The sequence below is a fragment of the Streptomyces sp. NPDC088810 genome (genome assembly GCF_044750305.1).
Taxonomy (GTDB): domain Bacteria; phylum Actinomycetota; class Actinomycetes; order Streptomycetales; family Streptomycetaceae; genus Streptomyces.
On record NZ_JBIVJQ010000005.1, the window covers coordinates 365,863 to 391,196 of the forward strand.

Genomic DNA, 25,334 nt, shown 5'->3' on the forward strand with positions numbered 1-25,334 from the left:
GTGCGTGAACCCTTTTTGAGACTGTCCCGGATGCCGGGCTCACCTGCCCGGCCAGGCCTCCTCGTTCCGGAACAGGGGACGGCCGTCCGGCAGTACCGAGGGCACGTGCCCCCCGAGCCCGTGTCCGTACTCCTGGCCTTGCCCGTACCCCTGCCCGTACTCGTACGCCGGTGCGGGTGCCGGTGCCGGTGGCTGTCGTTCCTCCCACAGCGGCATGCGCAGCTCGCCGGTGTCGAGGACCGTGCTGTTCTGCGAGCGGTGCAACCGGGCGTAGGCACCGCCCCGGGCGAGGAGTTCCTCGTGGCGGCCGGTCTCCGCGATGCGGCCCCGGTCCACGACGATGATGCGGTCGGCGTCGGGGGCGAGGTTCAGGTCGTGCGTGATCATGATCGTCGTCCGGCCGGCCATCAGACGGCGCAGCGGTTTGACCACGCGGCGGGCGGCCATCGCGTCCAGGCCCGTCGTCGGCTCGTCCAGGACCAGGACGGGTGCGTCGCGCAGGAGGGCGCGGGCGATGGCCAGGCGCTGGAGCTGGCCGCCGGAGAGCCGCGCCGAGTGGGGGTCGACCCGGGTGTCGTAACCGTCGGGCAGCCTGCAGATGAAGTCGTGGGCGTCGGCCGCCTTGGCCGCCTCCTCGATCGCCTGCTCGCTGGCGCCGGGCCGGCCGCAGGCTATGTTGGCGCGCACGGTGTCGTGCAGCACCAGGGTTTCCTGCGGGAGCAGGGTGACGTACTCACGCAGCCGGGCCAGCGGGAAGTCCCGCAGAGGTACGCCGTCCAGGAGGACGTCCCCGGAATCCGGGTCGTAGAAGCGCAGCAGCAGCTTGGACACCGTGGACTTGCCCGCGCCGCTCGGGCCCGTGATGATCACCAGCTCGCCGGGGCGGACGGCGAAGGAGAGGCCGTCGAGGGCGGTCCGGTCGGCGCCGGGATAGCGGAAACAGACGTCCCGCACCTCCACCGTGCCGTCCGGGCGGCCCACCGCCGCGCCCCGCCGGGGGTCGGTGACCGACGGCCGTACGTCGAGGATCTCGATGAGCCGCTCGGCGCCCGCCGTGGCCGCGGTGACCGTGAGGCCGAGCTGGGCGAGGCCGCGGACGGGTGGGTAGAGGTAGCCGAGGAAGGCGGCGAAGGCGAGGAGCTGGCCGAGGGTCATCCGGCCGGTGGAGATCTCCCAGGTGCCGATGCCGATCACGGCGAGCACGCAGACCGTCTCGATGACCTGGACGAGCTGCTCGTAGGCCTCGTTCAGGCGGGTGGAGCGGACGGAGGCGCGGAACCAGGCGTTCGCCTCCTCGTGCAGCCGGCGGCGCTCGGCGTCCCGGCGGCCGTAGGCCTGGGTGAGCACGATGTTGCCGAGGGACTCCTCCACCACGGAGGTGATCGCGCCGTCGGCGACCCGGCCCTCGCGGGAGACGTCCTTGATGGAGCCGGAGAAACGGCGGGCGGCCAGCCAGAACAGGGGGGCGAGGACGAAGGTCGCGGCGGCCAGGTCCCAGCGCAGCCAGAACGCGGCGACGGCGTAGAAGAGGGCGGAGAAGGCCGCCGAGGCGGCGCCGACCAGCCCGGATACGACCATGGTCTCGATCGCTTCGACGTCGCTGGTCAGCCGGGAGAGCAGGTCGCCCTGGCGGTGGCGCTGGAAGAAGTGCGGGGGCAGTTGCTGGACGTGGTCGAAGACGTGCTCGCGCAGCCGCATCACGAACCGCTCGGTGGCCCACGCGGCCAGCGAGTTGCCCGCGTACGCGACGAGCGCGCCGGCCACCGCGATGCCCAGCCACTTCACGGCGGGGCTCCAGAACGCGGCCGGCGATCCCTTCTGCAGGGCGTGGTCGGTCAGCTCGCTGAACAGCAGGATGGCCTCGGTCTCGGCGAGCGCGGCGAGCACCGTGCACAGCCAGACGACCAGCAGCCATTTTCTGAGCCCCTTTGTCAGCGGCCAGAAACGGCGGAACGCCGTCCGGGCGGGAATGGTGGGTGTTTCGGACTCGAATTCTTCACCCTCGTCAGCCATCAGGAATCCTTTCCGAATCACCTGCCCACAGGAAGAGGAAAAGGGGTCGACGGTGCACCATCGACCCCTTTCGGTTCAGCCTCGGATCACTGGTCCCGGCCGGGCAGCGGCTTGGGCAGCGGCTTCGGGCCGTGCTTCTTCGGCTTCGGCTTCGGCGGCGGGGGGAGCTGCTTCGTCTTGGGCTTGGGGGGCAGCGGGGCAAGCTTCTTGAAGCTCATTCCGACTCCTAATGTCGCACTGTTCTTGTGGTGCGGAATTCCGCGTCCGGAACCCGACACCGAAGAAGTTACACGCCGATCGGGAGCCGGAACGGTACCTTTGGCAAGGGGGTGCTGTGAATACCTTTGGGGTTCCTGAGAGACCCGTCCGAACCTGAGAATTCCCCTATGACGACGCGTCCAGGGCCTGTGCCAGTACCTCTGCCAGGTGGCGGGCCCGGACCCCGGCGAGCTGGTCGAGCTGGGTACGGCAGGAGAAGCCGTCCGCGAGGATCACCGTGCCGTCGGGTGCCCGGCGGACCGCGGGCAGGAGCTGCTGCTCCGCGCAGGCCCGGGAGACCTCGAAGTGGCCCTTCTCGAAGCCGAAGTTCCCCGCCAGGCCGCAGCAGCCTCCGCTCAGCTCGCCGGTGAGGCCGGCGGCGGCGCGTAGCCGGCGGTCCGGGGTGTCGCCGAGCACCGCGTGCTGGTGGCAGTGGGTCTGGCCGGCCACCGGGCGGTCGACGGCGGGCGGGGTCCAGTGCGGGGCGTGGCGCTCCAGCGTTTCGGCGAAGGTGAGCACCGCGGCGGACAGTCGGGCGGCTCGCGGGTCGTCGGGCAGGAGTTCCGGGAGGTCGCTGCGGAGGGCCGCGGCACAGCTCGGTTCCAGGACGACGACCGGGACCCGGGCCCGCAGCACCGGTTCCATCAGGTCCAGGGTGCGGCGCAGGACCGTACGGGCGCGGTCCAGCTGGCCGGTGGAGATGTAGGTCAGCCCGCAGCAGACCCGGGCCCGGCGGGCCGTGAGCAGCGCGGTCGCCGTCCTGGTCCTGCCGTCCCCGATCGCCCCGCGGCCCGGCACCCGGGCAGGCGGCAGGGCCACCCGCAGCCCGGCCGCCTCCAGCACGCGAACGGCGGCCTGTCCGACGGACGGTGCCAGGTGCTCGGTGAAGGTGTCCGGCCAGAGGACGACCAGGTTCCCGGCGTCCTGGACGGGGACCTCCCCCGCGCCCACCGCCTCCGAAGTGGGCCGGCCCCCCGCGCCGCTGCTGGGTTTCCGCCCGCGCCACCACGCGGTGAACGTCTGTGTCGCCAGGCGTGGGAGCTGTCGTTCCGGTGTGATCCCGGCCAGGTGTTTGCCGAGGCGGGCCAGCGGGCCCGTCGACGCCAGGGCGTTGAGCAGCGCGGCCGTGCGCGTGCGGGCGGTCCAGTGCAGCCACTCCGGGAGCCGGCCCATGCTGTGGTGGGCGGCGGGGCGGGGGCGGTCGGCGTAGTGGTGGTGGAGGAACTCCGCCTTGTACGTGGCCATGTCGACGCCGACCGGGCAGTCCGAGCGGCAGCCCTTGCAGGACAGGCAGAGGTCGAGGGCGTCCCGGACCTCCGTGGAGTGCCAGCCGTCGGTGATCACTTCGCCCGCGAGCATCTCGTGCAGCAGCCGGGCCCGGCCGCGGGTGGAGTGCTGTTCGTCGCCGGTGGCGCGGAAGGAGGGGCACATCACGGCGGGGCCGGCCGCCGTGGTCGTACGGCACTTGGCGACGCCGACGCAGCGGCGGACGGCCGCGGCGAAGTCGCCGCCGTCGGCCGGGTAGCCGAAGGCCACGTCGACCGGGCGGCTCGGCAGGACGGAGAAGCGGAGGTTCTCGTCCAGCCGCGCCGGGCGGACCAGCATGCCGGGGTTGAGCAGGTCGTCCGGGTCCCAGACGGCCTTGGCGCGTTCGAAGAGCCGGACCGTCTCCTCGCCGTACATCCGCGGCAGCAGTTCCGCGCGGGCCTGGCCGTCGCCGTGCTCCCCGGACAGGGAGCCGCCGTGCGCCACGACCAGGTCGGCCAGTTCCTCGGAGAAGCGGCGGAAGCGGCCGACGCCTGCCTCGGTGAGCAGGTCGAAGTCGATGCGGACGTGGATGCAGCCGTCGCCGAAGTGGCCGTACGGCGCGCCGCGCAGGCCGTGGGCCGACAGCAGGGCGCGGAAGTCGCGCAGGTAGGCGCCGAGCCGGGCGGGCGGTACCGCGCAGTCCTCCCAGCCGGGCCAGGCCTCCGTGCCGTCCGGCATCCGGGTGGCCGTGCCGGCCGCGTCCTCGCGGATCCGCCACAGGACCCGCTGGGCCGCCGGTTCGGTGACGACCAGCGCGGCCACGACGTCGGCGGCGCGCACGATCTCCTCGGCCCGCGCGCGGGCCTCGGCCGCCGTGTCCCCGCCGGTCTCCACGAACAGCCAGGCGCCTCCCTCGGGCAGCCCGGACCCGGCCGGCACCAGGTCGGCGGCCATGCCCTCCACCGTCAGCGGCCGCAGCGGCAGCAGGCCGGCGGCGGCCTCGGCGGCCGCGCCCTCGTCGGCGTACGCCAGCACGGCCAGGGCACGCGCGCGGGGTGCCTCGACCAGGCGGACCACGGCCTCGGTGAGGATGCCGAGGGTGCCCTCGGAGCCGCAGAAGGAGCGGGCGACGTCCGCGCCCCTCTCGGGCAGCAGTGCATCCAGCGCGTACCCGGAGATGCGGCGGGGCAGGTCCGGGAAACCCGTGCGCAGCCGGGCCAGTTCGCCCTCGGCCAGCTCGCGCAGCCCGGCCGGGGCACCGGCCCAGCCCGGCCCGAGCCTCAGCCGCTGCCCGCGCGCGGTGACGACCGACAGCTCGCGCACGCTGTCCGCGGTGGTCCCCCAGGCGACCGAGTGGGAGCCGCAGGAGTTGTTGCCGATCATGCCGCCGAGCGTGCACCTGCTGTGCGTGGAGGGGTCGGGGCCGAAGCGGAGGCCGTGCGGGGCGGCGGTCTCCTGGAGGCGGTCGAGGACGAGCCCCGGCTGGACGACGGCCGTCCTGCTGCCCGGGTCCAGCTCCAGCAGGCCGGTCATGTGCCGGGTGAAGTCCAGCACCACGCCGGTGCCGGTCGCCTGTCCGGCGATCGACGTGCCGCCGCCGCGCGCCACCACCGGCACCCCGCGCGCCCGGCACACCTCCAGCACGGCGGCCACGTCGTCGGCGTCCCGGGGGGCCACGACGCCCAGCGGGACACGCCGGTAGTTGGAGGCGTCCATGGTGACCAGCGCCCGGGTGGTGGCGTCGAAGCCGACCTCGCCCCGCACGGCCGCGCGCAGCTCCGCTTCGAGACCCAAGTGATCCGTCATGCGTCCAGGATGCATCCGATCACGGACAGTCACCGAGACTTATCCACAACCCCGCTCCTATCGTCGTACAACCTCACAAGTCCACGTCCCGGCGACCTCGTCTCATCGAACGGACACGTCTCCACCTCGCTTTGCGCCACCGGCTAACCTCGTCCCGTGGCCGACATCCAGATTCCCGCTGACATCAAGCCCGCCGACGGACGTTTCGGCGCTGGCCCCTCCAAGGTGCGCACCGAGGCGCTGGACGCCCTCGCCGCCACCGGTACCTCCCTGCTGGGCACCTCCCACCGGCAGGCGCCGGTGAAGAACCTGGTCGGCAAGGTCCGCGAGGGCATCTCCCAGCTGTTCTCCCTCCCGGAGGGCTACGAGGTCGTCCTCGGCAACGGCGGCTCCACCGCCTTCTGGGACATCGCCACGCACGGCCTGATCGAGAGCAAGTCGCAGCACCTGAACTTCGGCGAGTTCTCCTCGAAGTTCGCCAAGGCCGCCAAGCTGGCGCCCTGGCTGGCCGAGCCCACCGTCATCGCCTCCGACCCCGGCACCCACCCGGAGCCGCGGGCCGAGGCCGGCGTCGACGTCTACGCCTTCACCCACAACGAGACCTCCACCGGTGTCGCCATGCCGATCAAGCGCGTGGCCGGCGCCGACGAGGGCGCGCTCGTCCTCGTGGACGCCACCTCCGGCGCGGGCGGCCTCCCGGTCGACATCGCCGAGACCGACGTCTACTACTTCGCCCCGCAGAAGTCCTTCGCCTCCGACGGCGGCCTGTGGATCGGCGTCTTCTCCCCGGCCGCGATCGAGCGTGCCGAGCGGATCCACGCCTCCGGCCGGCACGTCCCGGAGTTCTTCTCGCTCCCCACGGCGATCGACAACTCCCGCAAGAACCAGACGTACAACACCCCGGCCCTCGCCACCCTCTTCCTCCTCAACGAGCAGCTGGAGTGGCTCAACGGCCAGGGCGGCCTCGCCTGGTCCACGGCCCGCACCAAGGACTCCTCGACCCGCCTGTACACCTGGGCGGAGGAGTCAAAGTACGCCACGCCGTTCGTCTCGGACCCGGCCAAGCGCTCGCAGGTCATCGGCACGATCGACTTCTCCGACGAGATCGACGCCGCCGCCGTCGCGAAGGTGCTGCGCGCCAACGGCATCGTGGACACCGAGCCGTACCGCAAGCTGGGCCGCAACCAGCTGCGCATCGCCATGTTCCCGGCGATCGACCCGGCGGACGTCGAGGCGCTGACCAAGTGCGTGGACTACGTCATCGAGAAGCTCTGACTTCTCGAGCACTCCGAGTACGACGACGAAGGCGCCCGGTGACGAACACCGGGCGCCCTTCGCGTGCAGTCCGACGGCTCACTCCCCAGCGAACAGTTCCCCAGCGGTCTCCACGGTCAGGGAGCGGTCGAACCAGGTCCCCAGCACCTCCAGGTCGGCGCAGGCCATGACCCGCTCCCGGACGGAGTCGGCGACCTCGATGCCCCGCACCTCCAGAACCCGCAGGATGTCCTCGGCCTTGCCCTCGGCCTTGCCCTTCGCCTCACCGTCGGAGTGGACCTGGATCCACGCCTCCTCCATCACGCTGCCGAAGCCGGGGAAGTTCGGGGTGTACACGGCCATCAGTTTCCTCCAGTGATCGCGGGCCGGCCCCTCGTCCAGGCCGACCTCGATGTATTCCGCCCACTTCGCGTCGGGCCCCAACACCGGCGCCACCGCATCCAGTATCGCCAGGATGCCCGGATCCTTGGTTCAAACGCTGCCGTGCCGCCGGCCGCTGGCTGCCGTTTCCCCGCGACGAGGAGTGCTGGCAGGCTCCGCCCCGGCCGACGGCTCCCCTGCGGGAGACCGCCGACGACGTCGTACGGCCGTACGTCCTCAGACCTTGATGCTGCGGCGGACTCGGGCGATCACCTGCTGGGCCTCGGCGCCGTAGACGGCCGACTCGGCGAAGGTGTCCCAGACGCGGCGGTAGAGAGCGATCGTTTCGGCATCGTCCAGCCACAGTTCGGCGTGCCAGTCCTCGACCACGACCAGGCGCTCGTCCAGCACATTGAACGAGTTGCCCACCGTCAACGGCAGCGCACCGTCCAACGGCAGGATGCCTAGGTTGACGGTGTCCATACCCACCACGCCCAGCAAGCGGTCGAGTTGGGCCGCCAGTATGTCCGGTGGGCAGATCCGACCCCACAGCACGCTTTCAGGCATGAGCACGTTCAGTCGTTTGCCCGGCCGGTACAGCCACTCCTGCCGCTTCAGGCGGGCTCGCACTGCGGCATCAGTGTCCCTTGGTGACTGCCGAAGTGTGGCGTGCCGCTCGAAGACGTGCCGGGCGTAGTCAGCCGTCTGAAGCATGCCGCTGATAGCAGCGGTGCTGAGTGCGTGCTGTGTCGCGCTGTTGGACACGAGGGTGTTCCAGGTTTCCTGGACGGGAGCGTGCCCTGCCGCGAGCTGACGACGCCACGAACGAACGTGGCTCTCGAAGCCTTTCAGGCGTGAGCGTAGTTCCGTGAACACGGCAGGCTGCCCGACAGCCTCGGTCCAAGCCCGCAGGTCATCGTCCGTGGGGGTCTGCCTGCCGTTCTCCAGCTTGCTGACCTTGGACTGTCGCCATCCCAGCCGCTGTGCGAGCTGGACACCGGTGAGTCGGCCTTCAGGGCCGTCCAAGCGCAACTCCCTGAGCCTCCGGCCCAGTTCCTCACGCGCCCTCTGATAGTCCGTGCTCACCGGTACCCGCTCTGGCCCCTACGCGTCGCTGTGCATCTCCGCCTTGAACTGCTTCCACGCTACGGCGTGGTGCCAAGCAGCATCCCTCACCATGCAGCAGCGCACCACCTCGGCGGGCTCGGTGATCAGGTCCACGTGTGTGAGCTGGTCGTCGTCATCGAACCGCAGGAGGGCGATGAGACGGCTGTCGAACAGCCAGAAGTCCTCGGCGGGGAGGCGCAGTCGTTCGGCGTCGGCGCGCCAGAGGTTGCGGATGTCCTCGCCGGATTCGATGTTCCACCTGGCGCCTCCAAGAGGTAGCGCTGGCCGGTGGTGGGCGGCTGGTCCACGATCCGCACCCGTTCGACACGCTTTCCCTGCGCCGTCTGGGTTCGGATCAGCGTGCGGAATGCACTGGTCGGCGTGCCCTCAGACCAGTCCTCGGTGACGCTCCCGGTCTCGATGAACTGCTCCCAGCGATCATTCGCCTCGTCGCTCGCGTACCGCCGTCGCGTCTCCAGGCGCCAGGCGGTGTGCTCGAACTTACCGAACAGAGCGCTGAACTCGTCCAGGTCGATCGTCCGTACCTGTCGGGCCCGTTCCTTCGGGGTCCAGTCGACCAACAGGTCCCGTGGTACCACCACGGCGACTTCACCCTGCGACAGGTGCTGGAGCTGTGCGACGTCCTCCGGGTCCGTGAGCGGCGGCCCGTGCACGATCACCTCCCCACTGTCCAAGTCCTCATGCACAGACGGGCAACCGTCGCCGTCACTCCCCGTCCCGTTGAACCGCAACCGACGCGCCATGCCCAACCACCCCCTGGGTGTTGACGATGTTGGTCCCCAGCATGTCGGTGCCTCTGAGTGAAAGTCCATGCATCTAGAGTGACCGCGCGAGAATAACCAAGAATATTCGCGTACTTGCTCCGGCCCCCCGCCCTACGGTCACCTCTCGAATCCACACCCACTCGGCTCCCGCAGCGGAGCAGGAAGGTGCCACCCATGGTGAACGGAAACGACCTGTACGCCCTCGACCTCAGCGGCGTCTCGTTCGTGACGGCGTGCGGGGGCAACACCCACCCGGATGGCGAGTCGTGCCTCATCCTCGCCCGGATCGGGCAGGACGCCTGGGCCCTCGGTGACAGCAAGCGGCCCGACATGGAGCCGCTGCGGTTCAGCACGGAGGAGCTGGCCGTCGCCGGGATCGACCCGGCGCGGTTCGGGCTGCCCGTCTGAGCCGGCCCCTCCCCCCGCTGGTCCCGGTCAGGCACTCACCTGGCCGGGTCCGGTCCACCCCGGCGAACTGGACGCGTCCGTGCACCACCACGCCTACCTCTGGGCCGGCCCCAAGGCCCGCTTCGACGAGGAAGCCCTGCGGCGCCCGCCCCATCCCCAGCCGCCCCCGGCGGAGAGCAGGCCGGAACTGGTCCTGCGGTACCGGGAAGTGACTGCGGAGTTCCCCAAGTCGGAGCTGCCGCCGCTCGAAACGGCCTACTGGCTCGTCAAGCCCCCGTCCCTGGTCCGTGGCACATGGGCGGACCCGAAAGCGGCGGCGGCGTGGCTCCATGAGCGTCTGGCCGAGTACGCGCCCCGGTTCGCGTCCGAGGCACAGCGCCACGGCACCCGGCTGAGCGCCCTCGTCACCTCCGCCGCCGAGCGGCTGGGATCGGGGGGTGACGTCTCGCTCGGGTTCTACCTCGAACGTCCCTCGTACCTCTCCTTGGCGCTGGTGACGTGCTCACCCAACCGCCAGTTCCCCACGCTCCCGTGCCCGTTGGGTAACGGAAAGGGCGCCCGGTGATTGATCGCCGGGCGCCCTTCGGGTGTCACTGGACGAACGGTGGCTTCACGCCGAGCCCCTGCCTGCCTGACGGCTTGCAGGTGACGTCTGTCGTCGGGAGCTTGCCGGTGCTCAGGTAGGCGTTGACCTTGCTGTCGGCGCAGGAGCGCGGGTCACCGCCGTAGACACCGTGGCCCTCGCCGCCCTTGACGTACACCATGCGGGAGCCGCGCAGGGCCCGGTGCATGCCGAGGCCGCTGGCCAGGGGCGTCTGGGAGTCCCACTGGTTCTGGACGGTCAGCAGGCGGACCTTGTTGTCGACCTTGGTGACGGGCTCGGCCGGCTTGTCCCAGAACGCGCAGGGCGTGATGTTGGAGCCGAAGTCGCCGTAGAGCGGGTACTTGGCCTTGTCCCGGATCGCGTCCCGCCGGTACTGCTCCGGATCGTGCGACCAGGCCGCTGTGTCACCGCAGAGCACCGACCAGAAGGCGGCGGAGCCGTTGTCCGCCGGAGGCTGCGCAACCCCGGACCCCGCCTTGGCGGAAGCCCAGAGGGGTGCCTGCCGGACGCCGGGCGGCAGCAGGGAGTGGCGGGAGGAACCGTGGCCGGCCGCGGCCTTCTTGAGCTCGACCACCACCTCGGCCGCGTACTTGGGGGAGAAGAACACGGGGCGCAGGCCGGCGCGGATGTCGTCACCGGTGAACTTCTGGCCGCCGTTGTCGATGGGGGTGCGGTCGGCCCGGGCGACCAGGTCCCAGAACGTCTTGCGCACCTGGGCCGGGGTGGTGCCGAGCTTGTAGGTGCGGTGGTGCTGCGCGGTCCACTTCGTCCAGCGGGTGAACGCCGGCTCGGTGCCCGACGCCCAAATCTGGATCATGCCGCGCCAGATCCGGGCCGGGTCGACGGAGCTGTCCAGCACGAAGCGGTCGGTGCGCTGGGGGAACATCTGCGCGTAGACGGCGCCGAGGTACGTACCGTAGGAGTACCCCAGGTAGGAGAGCTTCTTCTCGCCCAGGACCGCGCGGATGACGTCCATGTCGCGGGCGGTGTTGCGGGTGGTGATGTACGGAAGCTTGTCGCCGCCCTTGGCGCGGCACTTGTCGGCGACCGTCCGGGCCCACTTGACGTCGCGGCTGAACGTCTCCGCCTTGTAGGGGTGCTCGCTGTTCTGCTCGGCTCCCGTGAGGCCGCAGGTCACCGGGGTGCTCCGGCCCACGCCGCGCGGGTCGAAGCCGATGAGGTCGTACTGCTCGCGGACCTTCTTGGGCAGCACGTCCTTCATCATGGCCGGCATGTCCAGGCCCTCGCCGCCCGGGCCGCCGGGGTTGAAGAGGAGTGCGCCGTGCCGCTTGCCGGGGACGCTGGTCTTCAGCCGGGAGACGGCCAGCTTGATCGTCTTGCCGTCGGGGCGGCTGTAGTCGAGCGGCACCTTGATCGTGGCGCACTGGAACGCGGCGGGCTGCGACGCGTCGCATCTGTGCCAAGCGGGCTTCTGTGTCGCGAACTTCCCCAGCGGTTCCGCCGCAGAAGCCTGCGCCGGGGCGAGAGCGGGGACGAGGGTCGCCGTGACCCCCGCGGCGAGCAAGGGCGCCAAGCGTCCTATCCGCACGATGGACGTTCCTTTCCGTCAACTTAAGGGACGGAAAGACGATTTCGTGGCCAGGGGGGCGTACGAATCCACCTGCGGGCCGGTCTTGGTCCACCTATCGGTGTACACAGAAAGGGACTTGCGGAGGAGAACCCGAACGGGCTGTTTTCCCTCCCGCCCCCCGGTTCAGCCGCGCCGCAAGCGGCGCAGACCGAACAGGGCCGCCACGCCGACCGCGACGATCACGGCGCCGACCTTGAGGCCGGTGCCGGCCTTGTCGGTCGAAGTGCCCGAACCCCCGTCCCCGGAGGGCGACTTCGCGGCGGGCCGGTCGGGGGCGTCCACGGCCTGTACGGCACTGTCCGCGCCCTCGCTGCCGTACATCAGTTTGCTGCCGTCGGCGGAGTACGACACGGACTCGCCCTGGCCCTGCAGCGGGACGTCCAGACGCCCCTTGCGCTTGATGCGGCCGCCGTTCCAGTCGTAGGAGATGCCGCCGAAGTAGCCGCGTACGGCGAGGTGCCGGCCGTCCGGGGAGAAGGCGGCGTCGGTGGCCCAGAGGTCGACGGCCGCGACGGGCTCGAAGACGTTCGCACCCGAGGTGGACAGGGTGGCCGGGCCTTCGTACAGGTGCCCGCCGTCCTCCTTCTTGTCGATGATGTAGACGCGCCCGGTCCTGGGGTGGACGAGCAGCGACTCGGCATCGCGCGGCCCGTCGGAGTACTTCACGACGTACTGCGTGGCCGTGACGGTCTGGTCGGTCAGCTTCTTCGGCTCGGGCAGCCGGTAGATCCACACGTACGGCCACTTGCCGCCGAAGTTGTCGCCGATGTCGCCGACGTAGATCTCGTTGTGCGGCCCGATGGAGATGGCCTCGACGTCCCGCGGGGAGCCGATGCCGCGCAGGGTGACGCGGGCGACGGTCTTCCCCGTGGCGCTGTCCACGGCGTAGAGGTACGGCCCGTCGTCGCTGTCGTTGTGCGTCCAGTAGACGCCGGGGTGCAGCCGTGAGGCGGCGAGCCCGCTGGACTCGGTGATCCGCGGGTCCTTGAGGGTGAACCCCTCATCCCCCGTCCCCTCGGCGGTTCCGTCGGCGGCGGAGGCGGGCAGCGCACAGGCACCGGCGAGCAGCACCCCGGCGAGAACGGCGAACGATCGACGCATGCCCCAAGCCTGCCATTCCCGGCGGCGGTTCAGGGGGCATGGCCGCCGGGACCGGGTGGACGTGGTCCGCCTCACAACCACCACGAATCCCATGCGTCACCGAGATCGTCCATGATGAGCGAATGCTTAGGTTCATGCCCGTGGGCGACTCCATGACGATCGGGAGCGCGGGCGACCACACGTGGCGTTACCGGCTGTGGCAGTACCTGCGCGTGGCGTACGGCGACCCGTTCACCTTCGTCGGCCCGCGCGAGACGCTGTACGACCCGCAGGCCGACGCCCCGACGTCCCTCGCGTACGCCGACCCCGACTTCCCGCGCGCCCACCTCGCGGGCTGGGGCGAGGGCTGGCTGCACATGGCCCCGCTGATCGGCGAGGCGGTCCGCGTCCACCGCCCCGACGTCCTGCTGGTCTCCCTCGGCCTGATCGACCTGGGCTTCTACACGAACGCCGAGCAGACGGCGGAGAACGTACGGGCCTTCGTCGCGGGCGCGCGCGAGGCGGACCCGCGCATCCGGATGGTGCTGCTGCCGGTCATCCCGAACATCCGGGCGGCGGCTGACCCGCTCTTCGCCGAGCAGGTGGACCGGTTCAACGTGCTGCTCGCCAAGACGGTCGCCGACGTGGACGAGCCGCGCTCGGCGGTCCTGCTCGCCTCGCCGCCGGAGGGGTACGACATCCACACCGACACCTACGACGGCACGCATCCCAACGGACGCGGGGAGCACCGGATCGCCGAGGCGTTCGCGGGGGCGATGCGGGAGGCGTGGGGGGTCGGAGCGGCGTACCCGGCCTGATCTCGGTTCGACCGGATTCCGGCGGCCCTTGCAGAGCAACCCCCTTGCATAGAGCGCACTCGAAGTCGTTGGCTGGTGGACCATGGAGTACACGCAGCTCGGACGCACGGGACTCAAGGTCGGCCGACTCGTCCTCGGCACGATGAACTTCGGTCCGCAGACCGACGAAGCCGACAGCCACGCCATCATGGACGCGGCGCTGGACGCGGGCATCAACTTCTTCGACACCGCCAACGTCTACGGCTGGGGCGAGAACAAGGGCCGAACCGAGTCGATCATCGGCAACTGGTTCGCCAAGGGCGGCGGGCGGCGCGAGAAGACCGTCATCGCCACCAAGGTGTACGGCAACATGGACGCGGACGGCGCGACCGTCTGGCCCAACCACGACAAGCTCTCCGCGCTGAACATCCGGCGCGCGGTGGACGCCAGCCTGAAGCGGCTGCAGACCGACTACATCGACCTCTACCAGTTCCACCACATCGACCGGAACACCCCGTTCGAGGAGATCTGGCAGGCGATCGACGTCCTCGTCCAGCAGGGCAAGATCCTCTACGCCGGCTCCAGCAACTTCCCCGGCTACAAGATCGCCCACGCCAACGAGATCGCCGCCCGCCGCGGCCGCACCCTCGGCCTGGTCAGCGAGCAGTGCCTGTACAACCTCGCCGAGCGCCGCGCCGAGATGGAGGTCATCCCGGCCGCGCAGGACTACGGCCTCGGTGTCATCCCGTGGTCGCCGCTGCACGGCGGGCTGCTGGGCGGGATCATCAAGAAGGAGGTCCAGGGCGGCCGCCGCGCCTCCGGCCGGGCCGCCGACACGCTCAACGACCCGTCGGCCCGCGCGCAGATCCAGGCCTACGAGGACCTGCTCGACAAGCACGGCCTGGAGCCCGGCGAGGTGGCCCTGGCCTGGCTGCTCACCCGCCCCGGCGTGACCGGCCCGATCGTCGGCCCGCGCACCGCCGGACAGCTGGAGTCGGCGCTCAGGGCGGTGGAGCTGGACCTGGGCGAGGAACTGCTGAAGAGCCTGGACGAGATCTTCCCGGGCCCGGGCCCGTCCCCGGAGGCCTTCGCCTGGTAACCGCAGGGAAGGGCCGGCGCCCGAAGGGGCGGCGGGGCTGCATTCGACATGCGGCTCCGCCCCCCCCTGGGCGCGCGTACCGACCGCTAACGCACCGCCGACGCCAAGGCCACCACCACGAACATCAACACAAGCGCACCGGCCATGATCCGGTTCCGGGTTTTCGGGTCCACGTATGCGAGACTAACCGGCCCCGCCGAGAGCCCAGCGCTCGACCACCTCGTACCGCGGCTGCTCCCCCGGCACCCCGGACGTCGGCAGCCGGCTGCGCACCAGCGCCACGTCGGCCACGGTCCAGCTCCGCCCGGCGAACTCCGCGAGCAGCCGCACGTACGGCCGTACATCGACCGTGTCCCGGCTGCGGGCCAGCGTCAGATGGGCCTTGTACCGCCGGTGCTCCCCCATCTCCACGCCCGCCTTGCGCGCCGCCGCCTCGGCCCGGTCGGCCAGCAGCCGCAGCTCCTCCACATCGCCTCGGGCGCCCGTCCACAGGGCGCGGCCCCGGCCGAACTGGCCGCCGCCGGCCACGGCGAGGGAGAACGGCGCCGACCGGTGGGCCGCGCGGGCCAGCCGGTCCGAGAGGGCGGGTACGACGCCGTCGGGGACCTCGCCGTAGAAGGCGAGGGTGAAGTGCCAGCCGGGGCGGTCGGTCCAGCGCAGCCGGCCGGCGTCCGGCAGCTGCCGCAACCGGGCCACCTCGGCGGCGAGTTCGTCGACGATGTCCTCGGGGGGCAGTACGGCGGCGAAGAGTCTCATGGCCTCACGATCCCAGACCCCGGGCGGGATGATGGGGCCATGGCGATCACCATTCGAGAAGGCGGCCCGGACGACCTGCCGGCGATACTCGGCATGCTCGACAGCAGTGTGGAGTGGCTGGTCTCACAGGGACGGACCGTGCAGTGGGGCACCGAGCCGCTGTCGCAGCACGAGAAGACGGTGCAGGCGGTCGTGCGGGCCATGGACGAGGGCACGACGTACATCGCCGAGGTGGACGGCGTCCCGGCGGCCACCCTCACCCTCACCGACGCGCCCGGCTCCTACCTGTCCTACCTGCCGCCGCCCGGCGAGCCCGAGCGGTACATCCACTGGCTCGCCTCCGACCGCCGCTTCAAGGGGCAGGGCGCGGGCAGCGCCCTGCTCGCGCACGCCGCCGAGGTGACCCGGCGGGCCGGCGTGGGGCTGCTGCGCGTGGACTGCTACGCGGGCGGCGACCGCAGGCTCGTCGCCTACTACGAGGCCAACGGCTTCACCCCGACGCACACCTACACCCACGGCCCGAACGACTGGCCGGGGCAGGTGCTGGCCCGGCGGGTCGCCTAGGCCCCCTCCGGGGCACCTGCGCGGCCGTCCGCTCGCGCGGCACGAAGCGCACCCGCGGGTGACCGTGGTACCAGCCCACCGACAGACGCAGACCGCCGACACGGGATCGCGGCGGCCGACCAGACACCCTCCAGCCCGGCCGTGACGCCTACGCGGCCGTCGCCAGCCGTTCCCGCTCGCGCGGCACGAAGCGCACCCGCGGGTGGCCCTGGTACCAGCCCACCGACAGACGCAAACCGCCGACACGGGATCGCGGCGGCCGACCAGACACCCTCCAGCCCCGCCGTGACCCCTACGCGGCCGTCGCCAGCCGTTCCCGCTCGCGCGGCACGAAGCGCACCCGCGGGTGACCGTGGTACCAGCCCACCGACAGACGCAGACCGCCGACACGGGCCAGGACCAGGCCGATCGCGGCGGCCGCCGCGGCCGACACCACACCGCCGGCCGCGAAGCCGACCCGGGCGCCGTAGGTGTCGGTGACCCAGCCGACCACGGGCGCGCCCAGCGGCGTACCGCCCATGAACACCATCATGAACAGGGCCATCACCCGGCCGCGCATGGCCGGGTCGGTGGCCATCTGCACGGCCGTGTTCGCGGTGACGTTGACCGTCAGGCCGAAGACCCCGATCGGGATCATGAGCAGCGCGAACAACCAGTACGAGGGTGCCGCCGCGGCCACGGTCTCCAGCGCGCCGAAGGCCAGCGCGGCGGCGATCAGGACGCGCAGCCGGGCCGTGCCGCGCCGGGCGGCCAGCAGGGCGCCGACCAGGGAGCCGACGGCCATCAGGGTGTTGAAGAGGCTGTAGGTGCCGGCACCGGCGTCGAAGACGTCGTCGGCGTAGGCGGACAGCCACACCGGGAAGTTGAAGCCGAAGGTGCCGATGAAGCCGACCAGGACGATCGGCCAGATCAGCTCCGGCCGCTTCGCGACATAGCGCAGGCCCTCCCGCAGCTGGCCCTTGCCGCGCGGCGCGCGCTCGGCCACGTGCAGCTCGCGGGCGCGCATCAGCAGCAGGCCGGTGATCGGCGCGGCGAAGGACAGGCCGTTCGCGAGGAACGCCCAGCCGGTGCCCACCCCGGTGATCATGAGGCCGGCGACGGCGGGGCCGACCAGCCGGGCCGACTGGAAGTTCGCCGAGTTCAGGCTGACCGCGTTCTGCAGCTGCTCGGGGCCGACCATCTCGGAGACGAAGGACTGCCGGGCCGGGTTGTCGACCACCGTGGCGAGGCCGACGGCGAACGCGGCGACGTAGACGTGCCAGACCTGGACCTGGCCGGAGAGGGTCAGCGCGGCGAGCGCGAGGCCGGTGACGGCCATCGAGGCCTGGGTGACCAGCAGGGTGGGCCGCTTGGGCAGGCGGTCCACGAGGACGCCGCCGTACAGGCCGAACAGCAGCATCGGCAGGAACTGCAGGGCCGTCGTGATGCCGACGGCCGCGGAGGAACCCGTGAGGCTGAGGACCAGCCAGTCCTGTGCGATGCGCTGCATCCAGGTCCCCGTGTTGCTGACGACCTGGCCGAGGAAGAAGAGGCGGTAGTTCCGGATCTTCAGCGAGCTGAACATCGAGGACCTGCGGGAAACAGCAGGGGTGATAGTGGTCGGTGCGGGGGCGGAAGGTGTTCCGGGTCCCGTACTCAAAAGGGTTCGCCTCCTTCGGTGGTGCTTACAGGTGTGCGAGCTTCTCCAGTACGGGGGCGGCGGCGCGCAGGGCGGCCCACTCGTCCTCGTCGAGGCCCTCGACCAGGCCGGCCAGGAAGGCGTTCCGCTTGCGGCGGCTCTCCTCCAGCATGGCCTCGGCCTGCTCGGTCTGGGTGACGACCTTCTGGCGCCGGTCCTCGGGGTGCGGCTCCAGCCGGACCAGGCCCTTGGCTTCGAGCAGCGCGACGATGCGGGTCATCGACGGCGGCTGGACGTGCTCCTTGCGGGCGAGTTCGCCCGGGGTGGCGCTGCCGCAGCGGGCGAGGGTGCCGAGCACCGACATCTCGGTGGGGCTCAGCGACTCGTCGACCCGCTGGTGCTTGAGCCGACGGGACAGCCGCATCACGGCGGAGCGGAGGGCGTTCACGGCGGCAGCGTCGTCGCCATGGGAAAGGTCCGGCATGTTCTTTAGCGTAACTCATTACTCTCGCTAAAGACCAGTCGCGCGCGCCCGCGTTGCCCGTGACCCCCGCCACTGAACCTTCCGATCACCCGTATGAGTGAGCCGGTTCCGGAAAGTGACGCATCGGACGGCCTGCTGTGGCGACCCTCGTACGCATGGGGACCAGTGTGCTCAGCCTGCGGATAGACGGGGAGCTGCTCGAGCGGCTCCGGCACCACGCGGCGAAAAGAGGAATGAGCGTCCAGGACTATGTCGTCCGGACGCTCATTCGGGATGACTTCGACCAGCGGTTCCAGACCGCCGTCGAGGAGACGGAGAGGTTCTACGGGGTCACCTGACGGCTCCCGCGCGGGCTCAGGTGAGGCCCAGGGCCGGCATCAGGTAGTAGAAGGCGAAGACGGCCGAGACCACGTACATCGGCACCGGGATCTCCCGGCCCCGGCCGGCGGCCAGGCGCAGCAGCGTGAAGGTGATGAAGCCCATGCCGATGCCGTTCGTGATCGAGTAGGTGAACGGCATCATCAGCATCGTCACGAAGGCCGGGACCGCGATGGTGTAGTCCGCCCAGTCGATCTCCTTGACGGAGTTCGACAGGATCAGGAAGCCGACCGCGACCAGCGCCGGGGTGGCCGCCTGGGACGGGACCATCGTGGCGACCGGGGTGAGGAACAGCGCCACGGCGAAGAGGCCGCCGGTGACGACGTTCGCGAGGCCGGTCCGGGCGCCCTCGCCGACGCCGGCCGTGGACTCCACGAAGGCGGTGGTGGCCGAGGAGGAGCTGGCACCGCCCGCCGCGACCGCGAGGCCGTCGACGAAGAGGACCTTGTTGATGCCCGGCATGTAGCCCTCGGCGTCGGTCAGCTTGGCCTCGTCGCTGATGCCCATGATCGTGCCCATCGCGTCGAAGAAGCACGACAGCAGAACGGTGAAGACGAACAGGATGCCGGTCAGCACGCCGACCTTGGAGAAGCCGCCGAACAGGCTGACCTGGCCGACCAGGCCGAAGTCGGGGCTGGCGACCGGGTTGCCCGGCCACTTCGGGACGGTCAGGCCCCAGGAGGGGATCGTCGCGACCGCGTTGATGATCACGGCGAGGACGGTCATGCCGACGATGGAGATGAGGATCGCGCCCGGCACCTTGCGGACGATCAGGGCGAAGGTGAGCAGCGCGCCGAGGATGAAGATCAGCACCGGCCAGCCGGTGAGGTGACCGCCGGTGCCCAGCTGGACCGGGACGGTGGTCTGGGCGGCGTCCGGCATCCGGGTGACGAAGCCGGAGTCGACCAGGCCGATCAGCATGATGAACAGGCCGATACCGATCGAGATCGCCTTGCGCAGGCCGAACGGCACGGCGTTCATCACGCGCTCGCGCAGGCCGGTGGCGACCAGCAGCATGACCACGAAACCGGCGAGGACGACCATGCCCATGGCGTCCGGCCAGGACATGCGCGGCGCGAGCTGGAGCGCGACGACGGAGTTCACACCGAGGCCGGCGGCGAGCGCGATCGGCACGTTGCCGATGACACCCATCAGCAGCGTGCTGAAGGCGGCCGTCAGCGCGGTGGCCGTCACCAGCTGGCCGTTGTCCAGGTGGTGCCCGTACATGTCCTTCGCGCTGCCGAGGATGATCGGGTTCAGCACGATGATGTACGCCATCGCGAAGAAGGTGGCGAAACCTCCGCGGACCTCACGGGCGATGCTGCTGCCGCGCTCGGAGATCTTGAAGAAGCGGTCGAGGGCGCCGTAACCCGGCGCGCCCCCCGGCTTTTCGGGGGTGGGGACCTTGGCGGGAGCCGAGGTGGGCATGGAGGACCTCATCCCCAGCGAGGTTCCCCCGAGCCCCGTTGGAGTTTCCTACGATCAGAAGCGGTCAAAGACAAACGGTTTCAGTATGAAGGTATGAGGCGGAGATCGCTATCTCCGCGCGTAGACAGCGGCGGCACATAAGCTGTGCCCATGGCTAAGTGGACCCCCAAGCACGAGGCGCCGGAGCCCCTGGAGGGGCCCGTGGTCGCCACGATCACCGGCGGCACGATCGTGTGGTTCGTCCTCTTCCTGGTCCAGCTCCCCTTCTACGGCTGGTTCGAGGACCACGGACATCTGTGGTGGCTGTGGACGTGCCTGGCCGGGGGCGGGCTGGGGCTGATCGGCGTCTGGTACGTGCGCAAGCGGGACGCGGCGATCAAGCGGTCGGCGGCTGTGAAGGCGACACCGGCCGAATAGCCGCCCCCGAACGCGCGCTGTCGCCGGGCGAGCCGGTGGGCGGGTGGGCGGGTGGGCGGAATCGCACGTAACGTCGACTGCATGAGCCATAGAGAGGCGGGCGCCGAACTGGACCCCGTCCACCCCGTGGCCCTGCCGGTGAGCCGGCCGTTGGGGCTGACCGGCGCGGAAGTGGCGGAGCGGCGCTCGCGCGGCCAGGTCAACGACGTGCCCGTGCGCAGCAGCCGGTCGCTGGCGCAGATCGTCCGGGCGAACGTCTTCACCCGGTTCAACGCGGTCATCGGCGTGCTCTGGCTGGTCATGCTGTTCGTCGCACCGGTCCAGGACAGCCTCTTCGGTTTCGTGATCCTCGCCAACACCGGTATCGGCATCGTCCAGGAGTGGCGGGCCAAACAGACCCTGGACGCGCTCGCGGTGATCGGGGAGGCCCGGCCGACGGTCCGCCGGGACGGGGTGGCGACCGAGGTGGCCACCCATGAGATCGTCCTGGACGACCTCCTGGAGATCGGGTCCGGGGACAGGATCGTCGTCGACGGGGTGTGCGCGGAGGCGGACGGGCTGGAGATCGACGAGTCGCTGCTCACCGGCGAGGCCGACCCCGTCGTCAAACGCCCCGGCGACCAGGTGATGTCCGGCAGCTTCGTGGTCGCGGGCGGCGGCGCCTTCACGGCCACCAAGGTCGGCCGCGAGGCCTACGCCGCCCGGCTCGCCGAGGAGGCCTCCCGCTTCACGCTCGTCCACTCCGAGCTGCGCACCGGCATCTCCGCCATCCTCAAGTACGTCACCTGGATGATGGTCCCGGCGGCCGTCGGACTCGTCATCACCCAGCTCGTCGTCAAGAACGACGACCTGAAGGACGCCGTGGCCCGCACGGTCGGCGGGATCGTGCCGATGGTCCCCGAGGGGCTGGTGCTGCTCACCTCCGTCGCCTTCGCGGTCGGTGTCATCCGGCTCGGCCGCAAGCAGTGCCTGGTGCAGGAGCTGCCCGCCATCGAGGGCCTGGCCCGCGTCGACACCGTCTGCCTGGACAAGACCGGCACGCTGACCGAGGGCGGCATGGACGTCAGCGAGCTGCGGCCGCTGGACGGGGCCGACGAGTCGTACCTCCGCAAGGTGCTCGGCGCGCTCGGCGAGTCCGACCCGCGCCCCAACGCCTCCCTCCAGGCGATCATCGACGCCTATCCGGACAGCGAGGACTGGCGCTGCGTCGAGTCGCTCCCGTTCTCCTCCGCCCGCGGTTACAGCGGGGCCGCGTTCAGCGAGGGCGACGGCGAGACCAGCACCTGGCTGCTGGGCGCCCCCGACGTCCTGCTCGCCCCCGGCGACCCCGCCCTGGCCGAGACCGAGCAGCTGAACGAGCAGGGGCTGCGCGTGCTGCTGCTGGCCCGCGCGCACCGCGACCTGGACGACTCCGAGCCGGCCCGGGGCGCCCGCCCCACCGCCCTGGTCGTCCTGGAGCAGCGGCTGCGGCCCGACGCCTCCGACACCCTGCGCTACTTCGCCGAGGAGGACGTCCGGGCCAAGGTCATCTCCGGTGACAACGCGGTGTCGGTCGGCACGGTCGCCGGGAAGCTGGGCCTGGACGGTACGGCGGTGGACGCGCGGCGGCTGCCCGCCGACGGGCCGGCGCTGGCGCGGGCCCTCGACGGGGGCACCGTCTTCGGGCGGGTCACCCCGCAGCAGAAGCGGGACATGGTCGGCGCGCTCCAGTCGCGCGGGCACACGGTCGCGATGACCGGGGACGGGGTGAACGACGTCCTCGCCCTGAAGGACGCGGACATCGGCGTCGCCATGGGCTCCGGTTCGGAGGCCACCCGGGCGGTGGCGCAGATCGTGCTGCTGGACAACAGCTTCGCGGCGTTGCCCTCGGTGGTCGCCGAGGGCCGCCGGGTGATCGGCAACATCACGCGGGTGGCGACGCTGTTCCTGGTGAAGACGGTGTACTCGGTGCTGCTGGCGGTGCTGGTGGTGTGCTGGCAGGTGGAGTACCCCTTCCTGCCCCGGCACCTGACCATGCTCTCCACCCTCACGATCGGCGTCCCGGCCTTCTTCCTGGCTCTCGCGCCGAACACGGAGCGGGCCAGACCGCACTTCGTCCGCCGGGTGATGCGGTACTCGCTCCCCGGGGGCGTGCTGGCGGGCCTCGCGACCTTCGTCACGTATCTGCTCGCCCGCCACCACTACACCGGTCCCGGTGCACTGGAGGCGGAGACGAGCGCGGCCACCCTGACCCTGTTCCTGATCTCCATGTGGGTGCTGGCGATCATCGCCCGCCCCTACACCTGGTGGCGGGTGGCCCTGGTGGCCGCGATGGCCGTGGCCTTCCTGCTCGTCCTCGTGATCCCCGCCCTGCAGGGCTTCTTCGCCCTGCGGCTGGTGGGGGTCGCGATGCCGTGGACGGCGGTCGGCGTGGCGGTGGCGGCGGCGGCCGTCCTGGAGTACCTGTGGAGGTGGGTCGACCGCCGCTTCCCGGTCTAGGCCCTACTGCACGTCGACGTAGTCACCCGCGGCGCTGACCGCCGGGGTGGTCGAGGTGCCCGCGAAGGAGAAGCGCCAGTAGCCGTCGTAGTTCGCGGTGGTGGTGGTCTTCAGGTTGCCGTACGTGTCGGTGTTCACCGTCTTGACGGTGGTGTAGGTGCTCGTGCCCGCCTTGCGGAACTGGAGCTTGACCGGCTGGCTCGCGTAGCCGTGGTACTGGTGGTCCTCCCAGTTGGCGCGGGTCAGCTTGCCGGTCACCGTGAGGGTCCTGCCCTTGCCGACCGGCTCGGGGCCGGCGTTGACCGTGAGCTTGGAGTAGCGCTGCACCAGGGTGCTGCCGAGGCCGCTCTGGTCCTTGTAGCCGACCTTGCTCATGTCGGCGGGGTTGTCCTGGTTCTGGCCGTTGAAGGCGACCGCCTCGGCGGCCACGCCCCAGGAACCGGCCCAGGCGTTCTTCAGGTCCCCGTCGGCCGGGTAGATGTCGACGGTGCCCTTGCAGGTGGCCGTGGTCGCCGAGGTGGCGGTGCAGGTCGCCGGGTTGTCGCCGTACAGCTCGGCGGCCGAGTCGTCGTACGAGCCCTTGTAGAGGAAGGCGTCGCTGTAGAAGTCGGCGGCGGCGATGTTCACGTCGGCACCGTGCGTCAGCGTGTACGAGTAGCTGACGCTGACCTCGTTGGTGGTGCCGACCTTGATCGCCTTGGCGATCGTGACGTTCGAGAAGCTGACGTTCAGCGTGTACGGGGTGCCCGAGTCGCCGGTGGCGTGTGCGGCCGGGACTGCGAGGGCGGAGAGGGCCAGGGCGCCGGAGACGGCGGCCACGGTGGCACGTATGCGCATGTGCGTTCCCCTGGAGGGAGAAGTGATCGTGGAGTCGGTCGACTCACGTGATCAGATCCGCGAGGCACACGGAAGGTTGTACCGCAAGACCACTTCCCGGCCGGATTTTGGCCGACGATTACCCGTGCATGGCACACGTGGGAAGAAACGTTCCGGCCCCGGGAGCGGAATGCGCTCCCGGGGCCGGCCCGGTGCTGCTTACTGCACGGCTGCTTACTTCACGTCGACGAAGTCACCGGCGGCGCTGACCGCCGGGGTGGTCGTGGTGCCCGCGAAGGAGAAGCGGTAGTAGCCGTCGACCGTGGCCTTGGTCGTCGTCTTCAGGGCGCCCGTGGAGTCCGACTTGACGGTCTTCAGCGTGGTGTAGGTGCTGGAGCCCTTCTTGCGGAACTGGAGCTTCACGGACTGGCCGGTGTAGCCGTGGTACTTGTGGTCCTCCCAGTTGGCGCGGGAGAGCTTGCCCGTGACGGTGAGGGTCTTGCCCTTCCTCACCGGCTCCGGGGCGGCGTTGACCGTCAGCGTGGAGTTGCGCTGGACCAGCGTGGTGCCGAGGCCGTCGACCTGCACGACCTCCTTCTCGGAGTCCATGTCGAGCGCGACGCCCGCACCGTGCCAGGTCCCGGCCTGCGCGTTGCGCAGCCTCATGTCCGCGTCGGTCTCCCGCGGGTCGAGGACGATCGTGCCCTTGCAGCTGGCGGTCGTGGCCGAGGTGGCCACGCAGCTGCCGGGCTCGTCGCCGCCGGCGGCGTTGTCCGGGGTGACGGACGAGCCGTGGTAGATGAGCGGAACGCTGAGGAAGCCGTCCGCCTCGATGTCGACGTCGGCGCCGTGGGTCAGGGTGTAGCTGACCGGGACGGAGACCTTGTAGGTGGTCCCGACCTTGATCGCCTTGGCGATCTTGAAGTTGGAGAAGGTGACGTCCAGGTCGCCCTCCGCCGGGGAGGCGGCGACGCCGGCCTTGCCGGACGCGGCGTGCTGCACGAGGACCTTGGCGAGGTCCGCGGGGTGGGCGGACGCACCGCCGTCGGCGGCCTGCGCGGCCGGCACGACGAAGGCGGAGAGGGCCAGGGCGCCGGAGGCGGCGGCCACGGTGGCACGAAGACGCATGTGGTGTCCTTGAATGGTGGTGGTGCCGGAGTTGCTGCCGCCTACTTCACGTCGACGTAGTCACCGGCGGCGCTGACCGCGGAGGTGGTCGAGGTGCCCGCGAAGGAGAAGCGGTAGTAGCCGTCGGCGGTGGCCTTGACCGTGGTCTTGAGGCGGCCCTTGGAGTCCGTCTTGACGGTCTTCAGCGTGGTGTAGGTGTTCGAGCCGCTCTTGCGGAACTGAAGCTTGACGGACTGTCCGGTGTAGCCGGAGTACGTGCCGCCGTTCCAGTTGGCGCGGGTCAGCCCGCCCGTGACGGTGAGGGTCTTACCCTTCGCCACCGGCTCGGGAGAGGCGTCGGCCGTCAGCTTGGCCAGCCGCTGCGCCTGGAAGGTCTTGGCGTTCTCCTTCTTGACGTAGTTGCTGTCCTCGCCCTGGGCGATCGCCCAGACCTTCCAGCTGCCGGCCACCTCGTTGATGAGGTTCTTCCGGGCCGCCAGCGTGTACGTCGCCTTGCAGTTCGCCTCGGTGGCGCTGACCTTGGTGCAGACGGAGCGCTTGTCGGCGGTGTTGGCGACGGCACCGCTGTCGGAGTGCTCGATGTCCTTGCCGTGGTAAAGGATCGCCTGGGCCCAGGAGATGCCGGAGTCGTCGGTGGCGGTGAAGGAGACCGTGATGGTCTTGCTCCCGGTCGCGCCGACCACGACGGGCTTGCCGCCGTTGACCACGACGTTCGAGATCTTCGTGTCGCCGCGGTGGGCGTCCGCCGCGTGCGCGGCCGGAACGGCCAGAACGGACAGCGCCAGGGCGCCGAGGACGGCCGTGCCTGCGGCTCGCATACGCATGAGTGTGTCTCC

23 protein-coding genes and 1 pseudogene are annotated in these 25,334 nt (G+C 70.7%); 9 read left to right on the forward strand and 15 right to left on the reverse strand.

Features of this window, described 5'->3' with window-relative positions; all coding sequences use genetic code 11:
- Positions 1 to 39: 39 nt before the first annotated feature.
- The 3 genes from ACIP4Y_RS19430 to ACIP4Y_RS19440 form a co-directional block, all read right to left on the reverse strand.
- Entirely contained in the window at positions 40 to 2,013 is a 1,974-nt protein-coding gene (locus ACIP4Y_RS19430) for an ABC transporter ATP-binding protein (RefSeq protein WP_401394754.1), read from the reverse strand.
- Positions 2,014 to 2,099: 86 nt separating this feature from the next.
- Positions 2,100 to 2,231 carry a hypothetical protein gene (locus tag ACIP4Y_RS19435; protein WP_401394757.1) on the reverse strand — a complete coding sequence of 44 codons (132 nt, stop codon included), beginning with the start codon at positions 2,229 to 2,231 and terminating at the stop codon, positions 2,100 to 2,102.
- A gap of 166 nt (positions 2,232 to 2,397) precedes the next feature.
- The gene (locus tag ACIP4Y_RS19440; RefSeq protein ID WP_401394759.1) at positions 2,398 to 5,325 is read right to left on the reverse strand and encodes an FAD-binding and (Fe-S)-binding domain-containing protein; all 2,928 of its coding nucleotides are present in this window, start codon (positions 5,323 to 5,325) and stop codon (positions 2,398 to 2,400) included.
- 156 nt (positions 5,326 to 5,481) lie between these two features.
- Between ACIP4Y_RS19440 and serC the strand changes: the two genes are divergently transcribed.
- Complete coding sequence (serC, locus tag ACIP4Y_RS19445; protein WP_401394762.1) at positions 5,482 to 6,600, forward strand: phosphoserine transaminase; 1,119 nt, start codon at positions 5,482 to 5,484, stop codon at positions 6,598 to 6,600.
- A 78-nt stretch (positions 6,601 to 6,678) separates the two neighbouring features.
- Here serC and ACIP4Y_RS19450 read toward each other — a convergent pair whose 3' ends face one another.
- The 3 genes and pseudogenes from ACIP4Y_RS19450 to ACIP4Y_RS19460 all read right to left on the reverse strand — a co-directional run bounded on the left by ACIP4Y_RS19450 (position 6,679) and on the right by ACIP4Y_RS19460 (position 8,831).
- Positions 6,679 to 7,035 carry a hypothetical protein gene (locus ACIP4Y_RS19450; RefSeq protein WP_401394765.1) on the reverse strand — a complete coding sequence of 119 codons (357 nt, stop codon included), beginning with the start codon at positions 7,033 to 7,035 and terminating at the stop codon, positions 6,679 to 6,681.
- 162 nt (positions 7,036 to 7,197) lie between these two features.
- Complete coding sequence (locus ACIP4Y_RS19455) at positions 7,198 to 8,046, reverse strand: helix-turn-helix domain-containing protein (RefSeq protein WP_401394768.1); 849 nt, start codon at positions 8,044 to 8,046, stop codon at positions 7,198 to 7,200.
- Between the two features lie 18 nt (positions 8,047 to 8,064).
- A pseudogene (locus tag ACIP4Y_RS19460) lies at positions 8,065 to 8,831 on the reverse strand (DUF6879 family protein).
- 195 nt (positions 8,832 to 9,026) lie between these two features.
- Here ACIP4Y_RS19460 and ACIP4Y_RS19465 point away from each other — a divergent pair.
- On the forward strand, positions 9,027 to 9,260 hold the full coding sequence (locus ACIP4Y_RS19465) for a DUF397 domain-containing protein (RefSeq protein ID WP_401394771.1): 234 nt from the start codon (positions 9,027 to 9,029) through the stop codon (positions 9,258 to 9,260).
- A 79-nt stretch (positions 9,261 to 9,339) separates the two neighbouring features.
- Positions 9,340 to 9,825, forward strand: a complete 486-nt coding sequence (locus ACIP4Y_RS19470; protein ID WP_401394774.1) for a hypothetical protein — start codon at positions 9,340 to 9,342, stop codon at positions 9,823 to 9,825.
- A 25-nt stretch (positions 9,826 to 9,850) separates the two neighbouring features.
- Here ACIP4Y_RS19470 and ACIP4Y_RS19475 read toward each other — a convergent pair whose 3' ends face one another.
- Positions 9,851 to 11,413 carry an alpha/beta fold hydrolase gene (locus tag ACIP4Y_RS19475; RefSeq protein WP_401394777.1) on the reverse strand — a complete coding sequence of 521 codons (1,563 nt, stop codon included), beginning with the start codon at positions 11,411 to 11,413 and terminating at the stop codon, positions 9,851 to 9,853.
- Positions 11,414 to 11,578: 165 nt separating this feature from the next.
- A complete protein-coding gene (locus tag ACIP4Y_RS19480; protein ID WP_401394780.1) occupies positions 11,579 to 12,556 on the reverse strand; it encodes a WD40 repeat domain-containing protein in 978 nt (325 codons plus the stop codon).
- A 122-nt stretch (positions 12,557 to 12,678) separates the two neighbouring features.
- Here ACIP4Y_RS19480 and ACIP4Y_RS19485 point away from each other — a divergent pair, with 122 nt between their 5' ends.
- Together ACIP4Y_RS19485 and ACIP4Y_RS19490 are read left to right on the forward strand one after the other, a co-directional pair.
- The gene (locus ACIP4Y_RS19485; protein WP_401394783.1) at positions 12,679 to 13,353 is read left to right on the forward strand and encodes a GDSL-type esterase/lipase family protein; all 675 of its coding nucleotides are present in this window, start codon (positions 12,679 to 12,681) and stop codon (positions 13,351 to 13,353) included.
- Positions 13,354 to 13,435: 82 nt separating this feature from the next.
- A complete protein-coding gene (locus ACIP4Y_RS19490; RefSeq protein ID WP_401394785.1) occupies positions 13,436 to 14,431 on the forward strand; it encodes an aldo/keto reductase in 996 nt (331 codons plus the stop codon).
- Between the two features lie 183 nt (positions 14,432 to 14,614).
- Here the strand turns inward: ACIP4Y_RS19490 and thpR are convergent, their stop codons facing one another.
- Positions 14,615 to 15,187 carry an RNA 2',3'-cyclic phosphodiesterase gene (gene thpR / locus ACIP4Y_RS19495; protein ID WP_401394788.1) on the reverse strand — a complete coding sequence of 191 codons (573 nt, stop codon included), beginning with the start codon at positions 15,185 to 15,187 and terminating at the stop codon, positions 14,615 to 14,617.
- 39 nt (positions 15,188 to 15,226) lie between these two features.
- Here thpR and ACIP4Y_RS19500 point away from each other — a divergent pair, with 39 nt between their 5' ends.
- Entirely contained in the window at positions 15,227 to 15,751 is a 525-nt protein-coding gene (locus tag ACIP4Y_RS19500; protein ID WP_401394791.1) for a GNAT family N-acetyltransferase, read from the forward strand.
- A 292-nt stretch (positions 15,752 to 16,043) separates the two neighbouring features.
- Here ACIP4Y_RS19500 and ACIP4Y_RS19505 read toward each other — a convergent pair whose 3' ends face one another.
- Together ACIP4Y_RS19505 and ACIP4Y_RS19510 are read right to left on the reverse strand one after the other, a co-directional pair.
- Positions 16,044 to 17,315 carry an MFS transporter gene (locus tag ACIP4Y_RS19505; RefSeq protein ID WP_401394794.1) on the reverse strand — a complete coding sequence of 424 codons (1,272 nt, stop codon included), beginning with the start codon at positions 17,313 to 17,315 and terminating at the stop codon, positions 16,044 to 16,046.
- Between the two features lie 100 nt (positions 17,316 to 17,415).
- Positions 17,416 to 17,853, reverse strand: a complete 438-nt coding sequence (locus ACIP4Y_RS19510) for a MarR family winged helix-turn-helix transcriptional regulator (protein ID WP_201833268.1) — start codon at positions 17,851 to 17,853, stop codon at positions 17,416 to 17,418.
- A 155-nt stretch (positions 17,854 to 18,008) separates the two neighbouring features.
- Between ACIP4Y_RS19510 and ACIP4Y_RS19515 the strand changes: the two genes are divergently transcribed.
- Entirely contained in the window at positions 18,009 to 18,191 is a 183-nt protein-coding gene (locus ACIP4Y_RS19515; RefSeq protein ID WP_189294974.1) for a ribbon-helix-helix protein, CopG family, read from the forward strand.
- A gap of 16 nt (positions 18,192 to 18,207) precedes the next feature.
- On the opposite strand, the gene ACIP4Y_RS19520 is transcribed toward ACIP4Y_RS19515, so the two are convergent.
- Positions 18,208 to 19,659 (reverse strand): NCS2 family permease, encoded by a 1,452-nt coding sequence (locus ACIP4Y_RS19520; protein ID WP_401394799.1) that lies wholly within the window; start codon positions 19,657 to 19,659, stop codon positions 18,208 to 18,210.
- A gap of 150 nt (positions 19,660 to 19,809) precedes the next feature.
- Between ACIP4Y_RS19520 and ACIP4Y_RS19525 the strand changes: the two genes are divergently transcribed.
- Both ACIP4Y_RS19525 and ACIP4Y_RS19530 read left to right on the forward strand, forming a co-directional pair.
- Positions 19,810 to 20,076, forward strand: coding sequence for a DUF2530 domain-containing protein (locus tag ACIP4Y_RS19525; RefSeq protein ID WP_358639331.1), 267 nt, complete (start codon positions 19,810 to 19,812; stop codon positions 20,074 to 20,076).
- A gap of 81 nt (positions 20,077 to 20,157) precedes the next feature.
- Positions 20,158 to 22,554: an HAD-IC family P-type ATPase gene (locus ACIP4Y_RS19530; RefSeq protein ID WP_401394803.1), complete on the forward strand. Its 2,397-nt coding sequence runs from the start codon at positions 20,158 to 20,160 to the stop codon at positions 22,552 to 22,554.
- Between the two features lie 3 nt (positions 22,555 to 22,557).
- Here ACIP4Y_RS19530 and ACIP4Y_RS19535 read toward each other — a convergent pair whose 3' ends face one another.
- From ACIP4Y_RS19535 to ACIP4Y_RS19545, 3 genes are all read right to left on the reverse strand, one after another.
- Positions 22,558 to 23,391 (reverse strand): hypothetical protein, encoded by an 834-nt coding sequence (locus ACIP4Y_RS19535; protein WP_358639328.1) that lies wholly within the window; start codon positions 23,389 to 23,391, stop codon positions 22,558 to 22,560.
- A 213-nt stretch (positions 23,392 to 23,604) separates the two neighbouring features.
- Positions 23,605 to 24,498 (reverse strand): hypothetical protein, encoded by an 894-nt coding sequence (locus ACIP4Y_RS19540; RefSeq protein WP_401394807.1) that lies wholly within the window; start codon positions 24,496 to 24,498, stop codon positions 23,605 to 23,607.
- A gap of 41 nt (positions 24,499 to 24,539) precedes the next feature.
- Positions 24,540 to 25,322, reverse strand: coding sequence for a calcium-binding protein (locus ACIP4Y_RS19545; RefSeq protein ID WP_401394810.1), 783 nt, complete (start codon positions 25,320 to 25,322; stop codon positions 24,540 to 24,542).
- Positions 25,323 to 25,334: the final 12 nt, after the last annotated feature.